Source organism: Brachybacterium sp. ACRRE, from assembly GCF_022346485.1.
GTDB lineage: Bacteria > Actinomycetota > Actinomycetes > Actinomycetales > Dermabacteraceae > Brachybacterium > Brachybacterium halotolerans.
Genome location: NZ_JAKRMO010000042.1, coordinates 1 through 15,231 on the forward strand (window position 1 = coordinate 1; position 15,231 = coordinate 15,231).

Annotated in this window: 15 protein-coding genes; 9 read left to right on the forward strand and 6 right to left on the reverse strand. The window is 71.1% G+C overall.

The window, feature by feature from the left end; genetic code table 11:
• Positions 1 to 215 precede the first annotated feature (215 nt).
• Positions 216 to 1,193, forward strand: a complete 978-nt coding sequence (locus MHY49_RS12515; RefSeq protein WP_239204559.1) for a zinc-binding dehydrogenase — start codon at positions 216 to 218, stop codon at positions 1,191 to 1,193.
• A 130-nt stretch (positions 1,194 to 1,323) separates the two neighbouring features.
• Here the strand turns inward: MHY49_RS12515 and MHY49_RS12520 are convergent, their stop codons facing one another.
• Entirely contained in the window at positions 1,324 to 1,746 is a 423-nt protein-coding gene (locus tag MHY49_RS12520) for an organic hydroperoxide resistance protein (protein ID WP_228359324.1), read from the reverse strand.
• Between the two features lie 62 nt (positions 1,747 to 1,808).
• Positions 1,809 to 2,417, reverse strand: a complete 609-nt coding sequence (locus MHY49_RS12525; protein ID WP_239204560.1) for a TetR/AcrR family transcriptional regulator — start codon at positions 2,415 to 2,417, stop codon at positions 1,809 to 1,811.
• Between the two features lie 260 nt (positions 2,418 to 2,677).
• On the opposite strand from MHY49_RS12525, the gene MHY49_RS12530 reads away from it, so the two are divergent.
• Complete coding sequence (locus MHY49_RS12530) at positions 2,678 to 3,067, forward strand: DUF1304 family protein (protein ID WP_239204562.1); 390 nt, start codon at positions 2,678 to 2,680, stop codon at positions 3,065 to 3,067.
• 18 nt (positions 3,068 to 3,085) lie between these two features.
• Here MHY49_RS12530 and MHY49_RS12535 read toward each other — a convergent pair whose 3' ends face one another.
• Complete coding sequence (locus tag MHY49_RS12535) at positions 3,086 to 4,054, reverse strand: SDR family oxidoreductase (RefSeq protein ID WP_239204564.1); 969 nt, start codon at positions 4,052 to 4,054, stop codon at positions 3,086 to 3,088.
• Positions 4,055 to 4,283: 229 nt separating this feature from the next.
• On the opposite strand from MHY49_RS12535, the gene MHY49_RS12540 reads away from it, so the two are divergent.
• The 4 genes from MHY49_RS12540 to MHY49_RS12555 all read left to right on the forward strand — a co-directional run bounded on the left by MHY49_RS12540 (position 4,284) and on the right by MHY49_RS12555 (position 7,765).
• Complete coding sequence (locus tag MHY49_RS12540; protein ID WP_239204566.1) at positions 4,284 to 4,868, forward strand: dienelactone hydrolase family protein; 585 nt, start codon at positions 4,284 to 4,286, stop codon at positions 4,866 to 4,868.
• Entirely contained in the window at positions 4,865 to 5,500 is a 636-nt protein-coding gene (locus MHY49_RS12545) for a GNAT family N-acetyltransferase (RefSeq protein ID WP_239204568.1), read from the forward strand. Before MHY49_RS12540 ends, MHY49_RS12545 begins: the two co-directional genes overlap by 4 nt.
• 47 nt (positions 5,501 to 5,547) lie before the next feature.
• Positions 5,548 to 6,537: a sigma-70 family RNA polymerase sigma factor gene (locus tag MHY49_RS12550; protein WP_239204620.1), complete on the forward strand. Its 990-nt coding sequence runs from the start codon at positions 5,548 to 5,550 to the stop codon at positions 6,535 to 6,537.
• 67 nt (positions 6,538 to 6,604) lie between these two features.
• Positions 6,605 to 7,765 carry an NAD(P)/FAD-dependent oxidoreductase gene (locus MHY49_RS12555; RefSeq protein ID WP_239204570.1) on the forward strand — a complete coding sequence of 387 codons (1,161 nt, stop codon included), beginning with the start codon at positions 6,605 to 6,607 and terminating at the stop codon, positions 7,763 to 7,765.
• Positions 7,766 to 7,878: 113 nt separating this feature from the next.
• Here MHY49_RS12555 and MHY49_RS12560 read toward each other — a convergent pair whose 3' ends face one another.
• Both MHY49_RS12560 and MHY49_RS12565 read right to left on the reverse strand, forming a co-directional pair.
• Positions 7,879 to 8,430: a GNAT family N-acetyltransferase gene (locus MHY49_RS12560; RefSeq protein ID WP_239204572.1), complete on the reverse strand. Its 552-nt coding sequence runs from the start codon at positions 8,428 to 8,430 to the stop codon at positions 7,879 to 7,881.
• Between the two features lie 45 nt (positions 8,431 to 8,475).
• Positions 8,476 to 9,687 carry a pyridoxal phosphate-dependent aminotransferase gene (locus tag MHY49_RS12565; RefSeq protein ID WP_239204574.1) on the reverse strand — a complete coding sequence of 404 codons (1,212 nt, stop codon included), beginning with the start codon at positions 9,685 to 9,687 and terminating at the stop codon, positions 8,476 to 8,478.
• 704 nt (positions 9,688 to 10,391) lie between these two features.
• On the opposite strand from MHY49_RS12565, the gene MHY49_RS12570 reads away from it, so the two are divergent.
• The 3 genes from MHY49_RS12570 to MHY49_RS12580 are packed head-to-tail and all read left to right on the forward strand — an operon-like array spanning position 10,392 to position 13,684.
• Positions 10,392 to 11,306 (forward strand): carbohydrate ABC transporter permease, encoded by a 915-nt coding sequence (locus tag MHY49_RS12570; protein WP_228359331.1) that lies wholly within the window; start codon positions 10,392 to 10,394, stop codon positions 11,304 to 11,306.
• Between the two features lie 12 nt (positions 11,307 to 11,318).
• Entirely contained in the window at positions 11,319 to 12,287 is a 969-nt protein-coding gene (locus MHY49_RS12575) for a carbohydrate ABC transporter permease (RefSeq protein WP_239204576.1), read from the forward strand.
• Between the two features lie 11 nt (positions 12,288 to 12,298).
• Positions 12,299 to 13,684, forward strand: coding sequence for a sugar ABC transporter substrate-binding protein (locus tag MHY49_RS12580; protein ID WP_239204578.1), 1,386 nt, complete (start codon positions 12,299 to 12,301; stop codon positions 13,682 to 13,684).
• A 223-nt stretch (positions 13,685 to 13,907) separates the two neighbouring features.
• Here the strand turns inward: MHY49_RS12580 and MHY49_RS12585 are convergent, their stop codons facing one another.
• Positions 13,908 to 15,200, reverse strand: a complete 1,293-nt coding sequence (locus tag MHY49_RS12585; protein ID WP_239204580.1) for an ROK family transcriptional regulator — start codon at positions 15,198 to 15,200, stop codon at positions 13,908 to 13,910.
• Between the last annotated feature and the right edge of the window lie 31 nt (positions 15,201 to 15,231).

Below are 15,231 nucleotides of genomic sequence, written 5' to 3' on the forward strand. Positions count from 1 at the left end.
ACCCCAGCCCACGCAGCGCGCCCCGGGAGCCCCGGGGCGCGCTGTCGTCTCTGACGGACCTCACAGCTCCTCGACAGCCGCCGGACGACCCAGCGACCTATAGTGGAATGGTCATTTCACTACAGGGTGGTCCTCGCCGAACCCCGGACGTCGCATCGCGTCGTCGCACCGGAGCTCTCCGCGCCGTCGCCGCCCGCCGAGCCAGGAGGTCCGCCATGCGCGCCGTCACCCATCAGTCCTTCGGAGAGCCCACCGACGTCCTCGACGTCACCGAGGTCGCCGAGCCCTCGCCCGGTCCCGGCGAGGTGCTCGTGCGGATGGTGCTCAGCCCCATCCACAACCATGACCTGTGGACCGTGCGCGGCACCTACGGCGTGAAGCCGGAGCTGCCCGCGCGCGCCGGCACCGAGGCAGTCGGCGTCGTCGAGCAGCTCGGCGAGGGCGTCACACAGCTGGTCACCGGCCAGCGCGTGGTCGCGACCTCGCAGCTCGGCGTCTGGGCGGAGCGCTTCACGGCGCCCGCCGCCTCGCTGATCCCGGTGCCGGAGAACCTGCCCGACGAGGTCGCCGCACAGCTCGCGGCGATGCCCTTCAGCGCGATCTCGCTGCTGCAGCGCCTGGAGCTCGAGCCCGGGCAGACCCTGGTGCAGAACGCCGCCAACGGCGCCGTCGGCCGCCTGGTCGCGCAGTTCGCCCGCGCCCGCGGCATCAACGTGGTGGGCCTCGTGCGCCGCTCCGCCGGGGTCGAGGAGCTCGCCGCCCAGGGCATCACGGGCGTCGTCGCGACCGACGAGGACGGCTGGGAGGGCCGCGCCCGCGCCCTCATCGGCGATTCCACCGCCCCCGTCGGGATCGACTCGGTGGGCGGGGAGGCCGCGGGCCAGGTGCTCTCACTGCTGGCCGACGGCGGACGCCTCGTGGTCTTCGGGGCGATGGCCACCCCGGTCATGTCGATCCCCTCGGGCCCGGTGATCTTCCGCGACCTGCACATCGAGGGCTTCTGGGGCGCCCAGGTCTCCAAGGACATGCCGGCCGATCAGCGCGCTGAGCTGTTCCGCGAGATCATCACCCGCCTGCTCGACGGCTCGGTGACCCTGCCGGTCGCCGCGACGTACTCGCTCGAGGACGTGCGCGAGGCGTCGGCCGCGAACTTCGACGCCGGCCGCGTCGGCAAGGTGCTGCTGCGTCCCTGATCGCGGCAGGCACGTCGGCCCCTGCAGCCGACCGCACGCATGGAAGAGCCCGCCGGGAGGATCCTCCCGGCGGGCTCTTCGATGATGCGGCGACGGCCGGTCGTCGCTGACGATCAGTCGTCGCTGATGATCAGTCGTCGGCGACGGTGACGTTCACGGGGATGTTCCCGCGGGTCGCGTTGGAGTACGGGCACACCTGGTGCGCGGCGTCGGCGAGCGACTGCGCGGCGTCGTGGTCGAGCTCGGGGATGACGACCTCGAGGTCGACGGCGAGGGCGAAGCCGCCCTCGTCGTTGCTGCCGATGCTCACGCGGGCGCCGACGCTCGAGCCCTCGATCGAGACCTTCTTCTGGCGGGCCACGGCCTGCAGTGCCGAGTGGTAGCAGGCGGCGTAGCCGGCGGCGAAGAGCTGCTCGGGGTTCGCGCCCTTCCCGGAGCCGCCCATGGCCGTCGGGACGGCCATGTCGAAGGCGAGGTCCGATCCGGAGACCTCGACGTGCCCGTCGCGGCCGGCGCCGGTGGCGAGCGCCTCGGTGGAGTAGAGGGGCTTCATGGTGGATTCCTTCCGTCGGGTGCTGCGGTGGGCCTGCGGGGTCGGGCCGACGAGCGCGGGGCTCAGCCGGCCGGCGCGAGCAGGGGTGTGCGGGCCGCTTCGAGGGAGCTGCGCGCGGCGCTCCGGTCGATGCGGTTCATGACCAGGGCCGCGATGAGCGCGGAGACGCTGGTCTCGGTGAGGCGCTCGCGCTCGGCGGCGGAGGCCTCGGGGAAGCGGGCGGCGACGCCTGCGCCGAAGGCGCGCACGAGCTCGGCCCGGTAGGAGGCGATGACGTCGCGCACGGCCTCCTCGCGGCCGATGCCCGCGCAGGCGGAGTTCACGAGCAGGCAGCCGTCGGGCAGGGACGCCTGACCCCCCTCCCCGTCGTCCCCGATGCCCTCGCCCAGCAGTCGGGCGGCGGAGCCGAGGTAGTCGGCGAGCGCATGCGGGCTGGGGCGGTCGGCGAGCAGCGGGGCCAGGCCCGGGCGGACGACCTCGTCGAGGTAGTTCGCGATCGCGGCCTCGAAGAGCCCGCGCTTGGATCCGAACGCGTGGTAGATGCTCGAGGCGTTCAGGCCCGTGGCCTGCTGGATCGCACTCATGGAGGCACTCTCGTAGCCCTCGCGCCAGAAGAGCGAGCGCGCGGCGCGCACGACCTCGACGGTCTCGAAGGTGGCGGTGCGTCCCATCGGCAGGCTCCTTCCCTGATCGGTCCCCGGCGGCGCCATCCGGCCGCGCCCTGCGGCGGCGGCAGGCGCGTGCGCCCTGCGGCGGCGGACGGGGTGCGCCATGCGACATCCACCCGTCCGGCGGAGCCGCGTGACGCCCGCCCTTCCGGCGGCGCCGCCGTCAGTCTATAGTGGAGTGAGCGCTACAGAAAAGCCTCGCTGGTCACTCCTCACATCACTCGTCACAGGTCGCCTTTCACCCCACCCCTCCGGAGGTCACCATGCTCGCCGTCGGTCTCGTCCTCGCAGTGCTCGCGGCGCTGCTGCACGTGTTCATCTTCTGGCTCGAGTCGCTCGCCTGGGGCAGCGAGCGCGCTCAGGGCGTCTTCGGCCAGCAGACCGAGCAGGAGGTCGCGGCGACCCGTCTGCTCGCCTTCAACCAGGGCTTCTACAACCTGTTCCTGGGCGTGCTCGCGCTGCTCGGCGTGCTGCTGACCGCTCTGGGTGCGCACTCCGTGGGCCCGGCCCTGGCGCTCGCGGGCACCGGCTCGATGCTGGGCGCGGCGCTCGTGCTGGGCCTCGCCTCCCCGGCGCATCGCGGCGCGGCCGTGCGCCAGGGGACGCTGCCGCTGCTCGCGGTCGTCGTCCTCGTGCTCGCCCTCGCGATCTGAGCGCCGCGGGCCGGTGCCTCAGAAGACGGGCCGTCCCCCGGTCACGCCGAGCACGGTGCCCGAGACGTACGAGGCCTCGGCCGGGCTCGCGAGGAACACGTAGGCCCCCGCGCACTCGGCGGGCTGGCCCGCGCGGCCCAGCGGGGTGTTGCCTCCGAAGGCCGTGTAGTCCTCGCTCGCGCGGGTGGCGACGTTGAGCGGGGTCCAGATCGGGCCCGGCGCCACAGCGTTGACGCGGATCCCCTTGCCGCCCAGGTCGGCGGCGAGGTTCACGGTGAGGTTGTTGATCGCGGACTTCGTCGCCGCGTAGTCCATGAGCGGCACGGAGGGGTCGTAGGACTGGATCGACGTGGTGTTGATGATCGAGGAGCCCTCCCGCAGGTGCGGCACGGCCTCCTGGGTGATCCAGAACATCGCCTCGAGATTCGTGGCCAGGGTGCGGTGCAGACGCTCCGAGTCGATGCCCTCGATGCCGCGCGGCTCCGCGCGGCCCCACTGGAACGCGGCGTTGTTCACGAGCACGTCGAGCCGTCCGAGCTCCTCGACGGTCCGCGTGACGAGCGAGCGCGCATGGGCCTCCTCGCGGATGTCACCGGGAAGCAGCAGAGCCCGTCGGCCCGAGTCCTCGACCCAGCGGGCGGTCTCCTCCGCGTCCTCCTGCTCGGCGTCCATGAAGGAGAGCGCGACGTCGGCTCCCTCGCGCGCGAAGGCGATCGCGACCGCGCGGCCGATGCCGGAGTCTCCCCCGGTGATCAGCGCGACCAGCCCGTCGAGCCGGTCATGGCCGACGTAGGACTGCTCGCCGTGGTCGGGCAGGGGATCCATCGGGGCCGTGAGGCCGGGAGGGTCCTGGTCCTGGGCGGGGAACGAGGGCTCGCCGCTCTTCGTGCCGAGCTCGCGGGCGCGGGCGGCGACGGGGCCGATGTCCTCGGCGCCGTGGCCCTGGGCGCCCTCTCGAGCGTTGGTCTCCGGGTCTGTGGCAGGCATGGATCATTCCTTCCGTGGACAGTCCTCCAGCGTATGCCGGGAGACGGGGTCCGTGAAGGGGTGGTGGTTGCGAGCGTCCGTTCGGCGGGTCGATGAATCGACGGGCCGATGGGCCGACGTGCCCAAGGGCCAACGGGCCAACGGGCCGACGGGCCGACGGGCCGACGGGACCAGGCGTTCCCTTATTCGAGGACCCGATCTGTCCGCAGTCACCACTACTGTCCCGGGCATGACACGGATCGTCCTGTTCCATCATGTTCTGGGCCTGACGCCGGGGGTCGAGGCGCTCGCGACGGCGCTGCGCGAGGCCGGTCACGAGGTCACCACGCCCGACCTCTTCGAGGGCCGCACCTTCGACGACCTTGCCGCGGGCCTCTCCTTCGTCGGCGAGATCGGCGACGACGCCCTGCTCGCCCGGGCGGAGCAGGCGTGCGCGGACCTGCCGTCGGACATCGTTCTGGCCGGGCTCTCACTCGGTGCCGTCCCCGCCCAGCACCTGCTGCAGACGCGCCCCGGCGCGGCCGGCTGCCTGCTCCTGCACTCCTTCGTCGACCCCGCTCAGCTGCAGGGCACCTGGCCCAACAATGTGCAGGTGGACGTGTTCGCCATGGACCATGACCCCTTCTTCGTGGGCGACGGGGATCTCGAGGCCGCGCAGCGCTGGCAGCGCGAGCACCCGAACCTCCGCATCCACCTCTACCCGGGCGCGGGCCACCTCTTCACCGAGCCCTCGAGCCCGGACCACGACGCCGCGGCGACCCGCTCGGTGATCGGGGACGTGCGCGCCGCGCTCGCTGCCTATCCGGGCCGATGAGCACCACAACCGACCTGCCCACCTGGCCGCCTCCGGGCTGCAGCATCGTGCCGCTCGGCCCGCGGACCTGGGATCCGTTCGCCGAGCTCGTCGAGCGCAACCGCGGCATCTTCGGCGGCTGCTGGTGCATCGGCTATCACCCCGAATGCGGTCAGCACATCGACCACCGCGCCACCAAGCGCGAGCGCGTGATGTCCGACGCCGCCCATGCCGCGCTCGTGCTCGACGCCGACGGCCTCTGCCAGGCCTGGGCGCAGTACGGATCGCCCGAGGAGCTCGCCGGCATCAAGCACCGGCGGGAGTACGACAAAGAACCACCCAAGGTGCCCGACTGGCGTCTGGCCTGCGTCTACGTCGACCCCAAGCATCGCGGACAGGGTCTCGCCCGCTTCGCAGCCGACGGTGCGCTCGACCTCATGGCCGCATCCGGCGGCGGCACCGTCGAGGCGATCAGCGAGACGACCGTCGGCCGCTCCGCACAGGGGCGGTTCCTGTTCACCGCCACGGCGGAGCTCCTCGAGGACCTCGGCTTCGAGAAGCTCCGCCAGGTCGGCAAGCACGCATGGATCATGACCCGGAGCGTCGCTCCGGCGCCCGGAGCCCAAGGACAGCCGTGCGCAGACGCGAGGTGACGGCCGATCCGGAATCGTCGGCGGGTCCTAGGATCGAGCGCGTGACGATGTCGGAGCAGGATCTCGAGGCGTTCGAGGCCATCCGACCGCGCCTGGGCGCGATCGCCTACCGCCTGTTGGGCTCCGCGAGCGAGGCGGAGGACGTCGTCCAGGAAACCTTCCTGCGCTGGGACGCCGCGCACCGCCGCGCGATCGGGAACCCTCCCGCCTGGCTCACGCGCGTGCTCACCAACCTGTGCCTCACGCAGCTCAGCTCGGCCCGAGCGCGCCGCGAGACCTATGTGGGGCAATGGCTGCCGGAGCCGCTGCTCGACGACGATCCGATGCTGGGACCCGCAGAGACCCTCGAGCAGCGCGAGGCTGTCTCGCTCGCCGTGCTCGGCATGCTCGAGACCCTGCCACCGCAGGAGCGGGCTGTCCTCGTGCTCCGAGAGGCCTTCACGTACTCCCATGCCCGGATCGCCGAGATCCTCGAGACCACCGAGGCCGGGAGGCAGCAGGCGCTCGCACGGGCCCGTCGCCGTCTCGAGGCCGCACGCGAGGAAGGTCGGTGGGCGGGCGAGGACCAGCCGAGAGAGGGGTGGGTCGGACGTCGCCAACCCGTCGATCCGGATCGGTCCCTCGCTGTGACGCAGGCGTTCCTCGAGGCCGCGGTCGGAGGCGACCTCCACCGACTCCTGGAGCTGCTCGACGAGGGGGTCACCAGCCGCGCCGATGGCGGCGGGGCCCTCCCCGCGGCGCGCCGGCCCGTTTTCGGCTCCCGCTCCGTCGCCGCCTACCTGCGAGGCATCTTCCGCCCGACAGCCGAGAAGGCCCGGGTGACAGGCGGACCAGTCGACCTGCACCTGGTCGAGGTCAACCGCGATCCCGCTCTGCTGATAACGGTCGATGGGCACCCTCTCGGGGTGATCGCCCTCGTGCTCGACGGCGAGCTGATCCGCGAGGTGCGGATCCAGCTCGCCCCCGCGAAACTCGCACGACTCCGCGAGGAGTGGGCCCGCCGCACGCCGACACCTCCTCTCACCCGACTGTGGTGACGCACCTCACGTCAGGAATCGTCGTGCCATGCGGTCGACAGGGCATCCACACATTCAGGAGGGCCTCATGACGCATCGAATCCTCGTCCTCGGCGCCGGCTACGCCGGGACCGTCGCCGCCGGCACCCTCGCCCGTCGACTCCGTCCCGACGACGCCCGGATCACACTGGTCAACGCCGCACCGGACTTCGTCGAACGGGTGCGGATGCACGAGCTGGCCGTCGGCCACGCCCTGCGACCCAGATCCCTGGCGGAGATGTTCTCCGGCACAGCCGTGGACCTGGTGATCGACCGCGTCACCGGCCTCGACACGACCACGCGACGCGTGACCCTCACAGGCGGCGAGGACCTGGAGTACGACTCGCTCGTCCTCGCGCTCGGCAGCGCACCTGCCCCTCCCGCGGCCGAGGTCGCCGATGCCCGTATCCGCTCCGTCGGCAGTCGGGAGGAGGCCCTCCGCCTGCGCACGGACCTCGCGGCGCTGCCCGCGGGAAGTCCGCTGAGCGTGGTCGGCGCGGGCCTGACGGGTCTCGAAGCCGCGACCGAGATCGCCGAGTCCCGCCCGGACCTGCGCGTCACGCTTCACTCCGGCGGCGAGGTCGGCGCCGGGCTCTCCGCCCGGGCGGTCCGCCACCTCCGCTCCGCCCTCGGCCGTCTCGGCATCAAAGTGCGCGAGGGGTTGCGGGTCGAGACGGCCGACAGGGAGCGGGTGCGCACAGTCGACGGGAGCTCCTACCCGGCGGACCTCGTGCTCTGGTCCAGCGGCTTCGCACCGAGCCCGCTGGCCGGGACGAGCGATCTCGAGACCCATGCCGACGGACGCGTGCTCGTGGACCGCGCCCTGCGCTCCCTGTCACACCCTGAGGTGCTCGCCGTCGGCGATGCCGCCTGGGCCCGAGGACCGGGCGGGTCACCACTGCGCATGTCCTGCGCCTCCGGGATCCCGATGGGCTGGCAGGCCGCGGAGACGCTCGTGGCAGAACTTCGCGGACGCAGCGCGAGGCGGGTGCCGCTCGGCTACTTCACGCAGTGCCTGAGCCTCGGGCGTCGCGACGGGCTGATCCAGCCCGTCCATCCCGACGACACCTCCCGGCGCACCGCGCTGACTGGCAAGGCCGCTGCCCTCACCAAGGAGCAGGTGTGCCGAGGCGCCGCCTGGGCGGCTGGTCATCCCACGCTCGGACTGCCGGTGCCGACGCTGAGTGCGCGGTCTACGGTGGGCGCCTGAGCTCGGGAGCGTGCGGCTCTTATGGGTGGAGCATTCGGCGAACCTCGAACGCGGATCGACTGATCTACCCGCGGGCCAGATCAAGCTGACACCTGGTCACGTATCCGTCCCCATCAGTCTCGTGCGGTCTCTCCCGGACGGAACATCACAAGACCCGGCGCGCCGTTGGGGGCGTCCGGGCCGTGCCCGAGCGGCTCGAACCCCGTCGACGCATACAGGCGGCGCGCCGGTGACAAGACATCTGTCGTCTGGAGCCAGACGGGGCCACCACCGATACCCGATAGCCATGCGTCGAGGACGCGCTTACCCGCGCCTTTGCCCCGCGCCGAGGGATCGCGAGCAAGGAGAAGCAGAGCGTAAGTTCCCTCGAGCCGCTCCGCAGAGTCCCCCAGCCGTTCTTTGAGCTGGCTGGACCAGGCATCTCGCTGTTCACCCCATCTCCACGGATGCCCGTAGGCGAATGCCGTGAGCCGGGAGTCCTCGTAGTCTGCTGCCGCGAACACCGACTCGCTCATCAATGCCGCCCCGTACAGGTCGGCGAACAACCCTGCGACAGCATTCGACTCGTTCAGTGGAGGCTCAGACGCCGCCGCGAAATAGAGGTCTCGCACAGTCATCACCGTGGGCATCTGATCTCGCGCCTCTGGCGGGATGAGTCGCATCACGACATAAGACTACGCACGCGCCCGACACGAGGTGGACGGCGCCCCTCAGCGCCGGATCGACGCCAGGTGGTCGGAGATGCGGTCGACGGCGTCGGCGAGCAGGCCGACGTCCGGGAGGGTGACCAGGCGGAAGTGGTCGGACACCGGATAGTTGAAGCCCGTCCCCTGCGTGACCAGCAGCTTCTTGGATCGCAGCAGATCCATGGCGAACTGCTCGTCGCTGTCGATGCGGTACATCTCGGTGTCGATGCGCGGGAACATGTAGAGCGCGCCCTGGGCCTTGACGACGGAGACGCCCGGGATCTCGCTGAGGCCCTCGTAGGCCACGTCGCGCTGGTCGCGCAGACGCCCGCCGGGAAGCAGCAGCTCGTCGACCGACTGGTAGCCGCCGAGCGCCGTCGCCACCACGTGCTGGGCGGGGACGTTCGGGCACAGCCGCATGTTCGAGAGCACGTCGAGGCCCTCGATGAAGTTCTCGGCGTCGTCCTTCGGTCCGTACAGCGCCATCCATCCGGCGCGGAACCCTGCCACCCGGTAGGCCTTCGAGAGGCCGTTGAAGGTGATGGTCAGCAGGTCGGGCGCGAGCGCGGCGACGTGCGTGTGGACGGCGTCGTCGTAGAGGATCTTGTCGTAGATCTCGTCGGCCAGGATCAGCAGGTCGTGCTTCCGCGCGACCTCGACGATCTCCTTGAGCACGTGCTCGGGGTAGACCGAGCCTGTGGGGTTGTTGGGGTTGATGACGACGATCGCCTTGGTGCGCTCGGTGACCTTGTCGGCCAGGTCTGAGACGTCTGGCCACCAGTTCTGCTCCTCGTCGCAGCGGTAGTGCACGGCCTTCCCGCCCGCGAGCGAGACCGAGGCGGTCCACAGCGGGTAGTCGGGCGTGGGCACGAGCACCTCGTCGCCGTCGTCGACGAGCGCCTGGCAGGTCATCTGGATCAGCTCGCTGACCCCGTTGCCCAGGTAGATGTCGTCGAGCTCCATCCCGGGCATGCCCTTGGTCTGGTAGTACTGCGCGACCGCGCGACGTGCGGAGACGATCCCCTTGGAGTCCGAGTAGCCCTGCGCGGTGGGCAGGGTGCGGATCATGTCGACGAGGATCTCGTCGGGCGCCTCGAAGCCGAACGGGGCCGGGTTGCCGATGTTCAGCTTGATGATCTTGTGGCCCTCTGCCTCCATGCGCGCTGCCTCTGCGGGGATCGGCCCGCGGATCTCGTAGCAGACGTCGCGCAGCTTGGAGGACTGGGTGAGGATCATCGTTCAGCTCCTAGGGCCCGGGGCCCGGTTCGCGGCCGACGGCGCGGCCGCAGCCCCGCGGGCGCGAGGCTGCGGCCAGGGTATCCCCGGCGACCGGGGCCGAAGCACCTGCGTCTCGCGAGGCGCGACGCGCGCGCCTCTCCCCTCTCGCCCACGCCGCCCGCGCGGCCCACGCCTCTCCCCTCTCGCTCGCGCCGCCCGCGCGGCCCACGCCGCCCAGATGACCCGTGAGTGGTACGAAATCGTTGCCATGGCGCGCTATGGCAACGATTTCGTACCACTCACGGTCCGCTCGCGGCCGGGACGCGGCTGCGCGTGCGGACGCGGCTCGTGGATGCGGCTCGTGGATGCGGCTCGTGGTCGCCTCTTGACGCGGGCGCTCCCGCCATTTAGTTTCGTCGCGTAAGTAATCGGGCGTCGAGGTCGACTCCCCGGAACCGTCGATGCCGTCGCGCAGGGTTCGCGCGTCGGCCCCACCACCGGCTGCACGAGGGTCGCCGCACGAAGGTCCGAGCAGCCTCCTCGGGCGTCTCACCTCCGGGCGGCCCACCTCCGGGCAGCCCACCCCGAGCGGGTCACCGAGAGCAGCCCGCAACCGCACGGCCGCTCCCGGATTGATCCCGGACCGCACTCGCGGCACCGGGCGGGTGGCGGATCCGGACGTCGGCCGAGGACCCTGCCCGGTCGCTGCCCACGAGAGGACGATGATGTCTGCCGCATCCACCACCGGGCCCCCGCCCGCACGACGCAAGCACCGGGACGACACCCGCCTGGCGCTCCTGTTCATCCTGCCGGCCAGCATCGGCCTGCTGGTGTTCCTGGTCTGGCCGCTGCTGACGGGCCTGTACTACTCGCTCACCGAGTACTCGATCCTCACGCCCCCGAAGTGGGTGGGCCTCGAGAACTACACGAACATGCTCAGCGACCCGGTGTTCTGGAAGTCGCTGCGGGTCACCGTGCTGTACGTCGTCATCAACATCGGCGTGCAGACGGTCCTCGCCCTCCTCATCGCCGTCCTCATGCAGCGCCTCACGCAGAACACGTGGCTGCGCTCCCTCGTGCTCACCCCGTACCTGGTCTCCAACGTGGTGGCCGCCATCGTGTTCCTGTGGCTGCTGGACTCGCAGCTGGGCATCGTGAACCTGATCCTGCAGGGCATCGGCTTCGACCCGGTCTCCTTCTGGGCCAACGAGAAATGGGTGATCCCCACGATCGCGCTGGTCAACGTGTGGCGGCACATGGGCTACACGGCCCTGCTGCTGTTCGCGGGCCTGCAGTCGATCCCCGAGCAGCTCTACGAGGCGGCGCGCACCGAGGGCGCCGGCGAGTGGCAGCTGTTCCGCCGGATCACCCTGCCGCTGCTGCGGCCGATCCTCGCGCTCGTGCTGATCATGTCGATCATCGGCAGCTTCCAGGTCTTCGACACGGTGTCGGTGACCACGCAGGGCGGACCGTCGGACGCCTCGAAGGTGCTGCAGATGTACATCTACGAGAACGCGTTCGGGCAGTACCAGTTCGGGTACGCCTCGGCGCTCTCGGTGGCGCTGCTGGTGATCCTCATGGTCATCACCTTCGCCCAGTACTTCCTGACCCGCGCCGGCCAGTCGGACCTGGACTGAGAGGACGCCCAGATGAGCACCGCCACTCCCGCCGTCGGCCCGTCGGCCGCCCCTGTCTCCCCCGCACCCGTCTCCCCCGCCTCCGGCGCCGCCCGCGCGCGCCGCCGTCCGCTGTCGCCCGGGCGGATCGTCGCCTGGATCGTCATGATCGTGATCCTGCTGGTGACGCTGTTCCCGTTCTACTGGATGCTGCGCACGGCGCTGTCCTCGAACACGGCGCTCGCGACCGACCCGACCAGCCTGCTGCCGGTGGACTTCTCGCTCGGCGGCTTCGAGCGCGTGTTCGGGCTGCAGGACGTGGAGACCGCGGTCTCCCAGGGCGGCTCGGGCGCGTCGATCAACTTCTGGCGCTACCTGCTGAACTCGGTGATCGTCGCGACCGTGATCACCGTGGTGCAGACCTTCAGCTGCGCGATGGCCGCCTACGCCTTCTCGCGTCTGCGCTGGGGGGGCCGCGAGACCGTGTTCCTCATCTTCCTGGGCGCGATGATGATCCCGCAGATCTTCACGCTGCTGCCCAACTTCATCCTCATCAAGAACCTGCACCTGGTGGACACGCTGCTGGGCATCATGCTGCCCACCCTGTTCATCTCGCCGTTCGCGATCTTCTTCCTGCGCCAGTTCTTCAACAACATCTCGCGCGAGGTCGAGGAGGCCGCCCTCATCGACGGCGCGTCCAAGCCGCGCGTGTTCTTCACGCTGATCCTGCCGATCAGCTCCGCACCGCTCGCGACGCTCGCGCTGCTGACCTACATGACGGCGTGGAACGAGTACTTCTGGTCGCTGATGGTCTCCTACACGGACTCCTCCCGCGTGCTCACCGTCGCGCTCGGCGTCTTCCGCGCGCAGTCGCCCCAGACGGGCACGGACTGGGCGGGCCTGATGGCCGCGACACTGGTCGCGGCGGCGCCCATGCTGATCCTCTTCGTGCTGTTCGCGAAGCGGATCGTGAACTCCATCGGCTTCAGCGGGATCAAGTGAGGGACGCACCCATGACACGCACGACTCCCCATTCCCCCGTCCGCGCGCTCAGCCGTCGGACCCTGCTCGGCGGCACCGCCGTGCTCGGCGCCGCGGCCGCGACCGGCACCCTCGCCGGCTGCTCGGGCAGCGCCTCCGCGAGCGGCACGACGCGCCTGGACTACTGGCTGTGGGACGCCAACCAGCTGCCCGGCTACTCCCGCGCGATCGACCTCTTCATGGAGCGCAATCCCGACCTCGACGTGCGCATCACCCAGATGGGCTGGGACGACTACTGGACCAAGCTCACAGCGAGCTTCGTCGCCGGTGCCGGGCCCGACGTCTTCACCGACCATCTGGGCCGGTATCCGGAGTTCCTCTCGCTCGACGTGATCGTGCCGCTTGACGACTTCGCCCCGATCGCCGAGATCCCCGACGACCAGTACCAGCCGGGCCTGCAGGAGTTGTGGACCGGGCAGGACGGCAAGCGCTACGGCCTGCCCAAGGACTACGACACGATCGCGCTGATGTACGACGCGAAGACGCTGAAGGAGGCGGGCCTCTCCGCCGACGACCTCGAGGGCCTGGACTGGAACCCGCAGGACGGCGGGAGCTTCGAGAAGATGCTCATGCGCCTCGCGAAGGACACCACCGGGAAGCGCGGCGACGAGGAGGGCTTCGACCCCAAGAGCGTCGCCCGGTACGCCCTCGCGGCCGACCCAGCCACCGACTACACGGGTCAGACCACCTGGTCGCCCTTCGCCTTCTCCACCGGATGGACTTTCACCGACGAGAAGACCTGGGGCACCCGCTTCAACTACGACGACCCCGACTTCCAAGCGACCATGGACTGGTACTTCGGGCTCGTGGACAAGGGCCTGCTGGCGCCGTTCGGCCTGTTCGGCGACTCCAGCCCCGCCGAGACCCAGATCCAGGGCGGCAAGGCGGCCGTCGCCCTCGCCGGCTCCTGGATGATCGGCACCTACGCGGGCCTCGAGGGCGTGGACCTGGGCATCGCTCCCCTGCCGTCCGGGCCGATCGGGCATCCGATGTCGATGTTCAACGGCCTGGGCGACTCGATCTCCTCGCAGTCGGAGCACAAGGAGGAGGCCGCGCGGCTGGTCGCGTTCCTGGGCTCCGACGACGCCCAGGAGATCATCGGCTCGCGGGCCATCGTCTTCCCCGCCTCCGACGCCGGCACCGCCGCCGCCGTGAAGGCCTACGAGGACAAGGGCCTGGACGTCTCCCCCTACACCGACCGCGTGAAGAAGGGCGAGACCGGGCTCTATCCCCTGGTCGAGCACGCCGCCCGGATCATGTCGATCATGCAGCCGGCCTTCGACGACCTCTGGATGCGCAAGACCGAGGCAGACTCCTTCACCGCCTACAACGACAAGGTCAACGCGCTGTTCGAGTGAGGGATTGGGGCGGAGCGGCCCCGCGGGTCGCGGGCGCGGGGCGCGCGCGGACCCTCGATTCCGCGCTGGACGCATCGAGAGGTGAGAAGTCGTCGTCAAAAGAGCGGTTTAACGACGTCTTCTCACCTCTCGCGGGCGCCTCTTGCCTCGCGTGGGCACTGGTGCCCGCGTCGCCCTGGCGACTCTCCGCCCGCTGTGGGCATGGCCTGGACCGTCCCCGAGCTCACCCCTGCCCGTCCCCGCCGATGAACCGGCGCAGGGCGATCACGGCGGCGCCGCGAGTCCAGTCGTCGAAGTCGGCGGGGAGGAAGCGCACGAGCACGTCGCGCTGGACGCGGGCGAGGTGGGCGCGCAGGGCGACGTCGAACTCGTCGCCCACGCGCAGGAGGTCCACGGCCTCGCCGCCCAGGATCAGGGCGTCCGGGTCGAGCACGCCGACGAGGCCCGCGCCTGCGACCGCGACCGCGTGGGCGACGTCAGCCGCGACCTCGAGGGCGGCCGGATCGCCGGCGCGGGCCGCATGCACGAGGGCCTCGAGACCGTGCGCCTCCGATGCTCCGGCAGCCCCGCCGGCACCGCCACCACCGCCAGCCCCGCCGGCACCGCCGGCGCCGACGCCGACCCCACCGTCCGCCTCCGACACCCCGGCGACGCCGCGCTCCCGCGCCGCGTCGAGGATGTGCGCGGTGCTCGCGACCTGGCGCAGCAGCACGCCGCGGCCGTCGCGGGTGATGGTGGGCAGGGTGCCGGTGAGCCCGGCGAGGTGGGTGCGGCCGCGGTGCACCTCGGCGTCCTCGACGCTGCCCACGCCCACGCCCGCGCCGATGGTGATGACGGCGAAGGAGCGGTGGCGTCGGCCGATGCCGAACCAGGCGTGCCCCTCGAGCAGGGCATGGAAGTCGTTGCTGACCGTCACCGGCAGGCCCAGGCGCCCTTCGAGCTCGGCGCGCAGGTGGACCGGCTCGCTCCAGCCGAGCATGGCGGAGGAGGCGACGGCGCCGTCGTCGTCGACCTGCGCGCCGATGCCCACGCCGATCCCGGCCACGCGCGGGTGGGCGGCGAGCAGCGGTTCGCACAGCTCGAGGGCGGTCGCGATGATCGTGGCCGGCTCGACGTCCTCGAGATCCCGGCTGACCTCCTCGAGCGCCGTGCCGCGCACGGTGACGACGGCGGCGTAGACGCTCTGGGCAGTGATCTTCACGCCGATGAAGACCGCGTGGTCCTCGTCGACGTCGAGGGGCTGCTGCGGCCGCCCCTTGGTCTGCATCTGCGGCGGCAGCTCACGCAGCAGGCCGCTCTCCAGCAGCTCGCGGGTGACCCGGGTGAGGGTCGGTCCCGAGAGCCCGAGCAGCCGCGCGAGGTCGGTGCGGGCGTGCGGACCGTAGCGCACGAGGTGCTCGTACACCTCGCCGGCGGTCGCGGAGCAGGGGGCGCTCGGCGGCACGCGGTCCGCGGACGTGCGTGCCGCGCCCGGTGCGTCCGCCGCGCCGGACGTCGACTCTCCCCCGCTGTCCATGTCCACAGGGTACGGAACGCGCTGCGCTCCT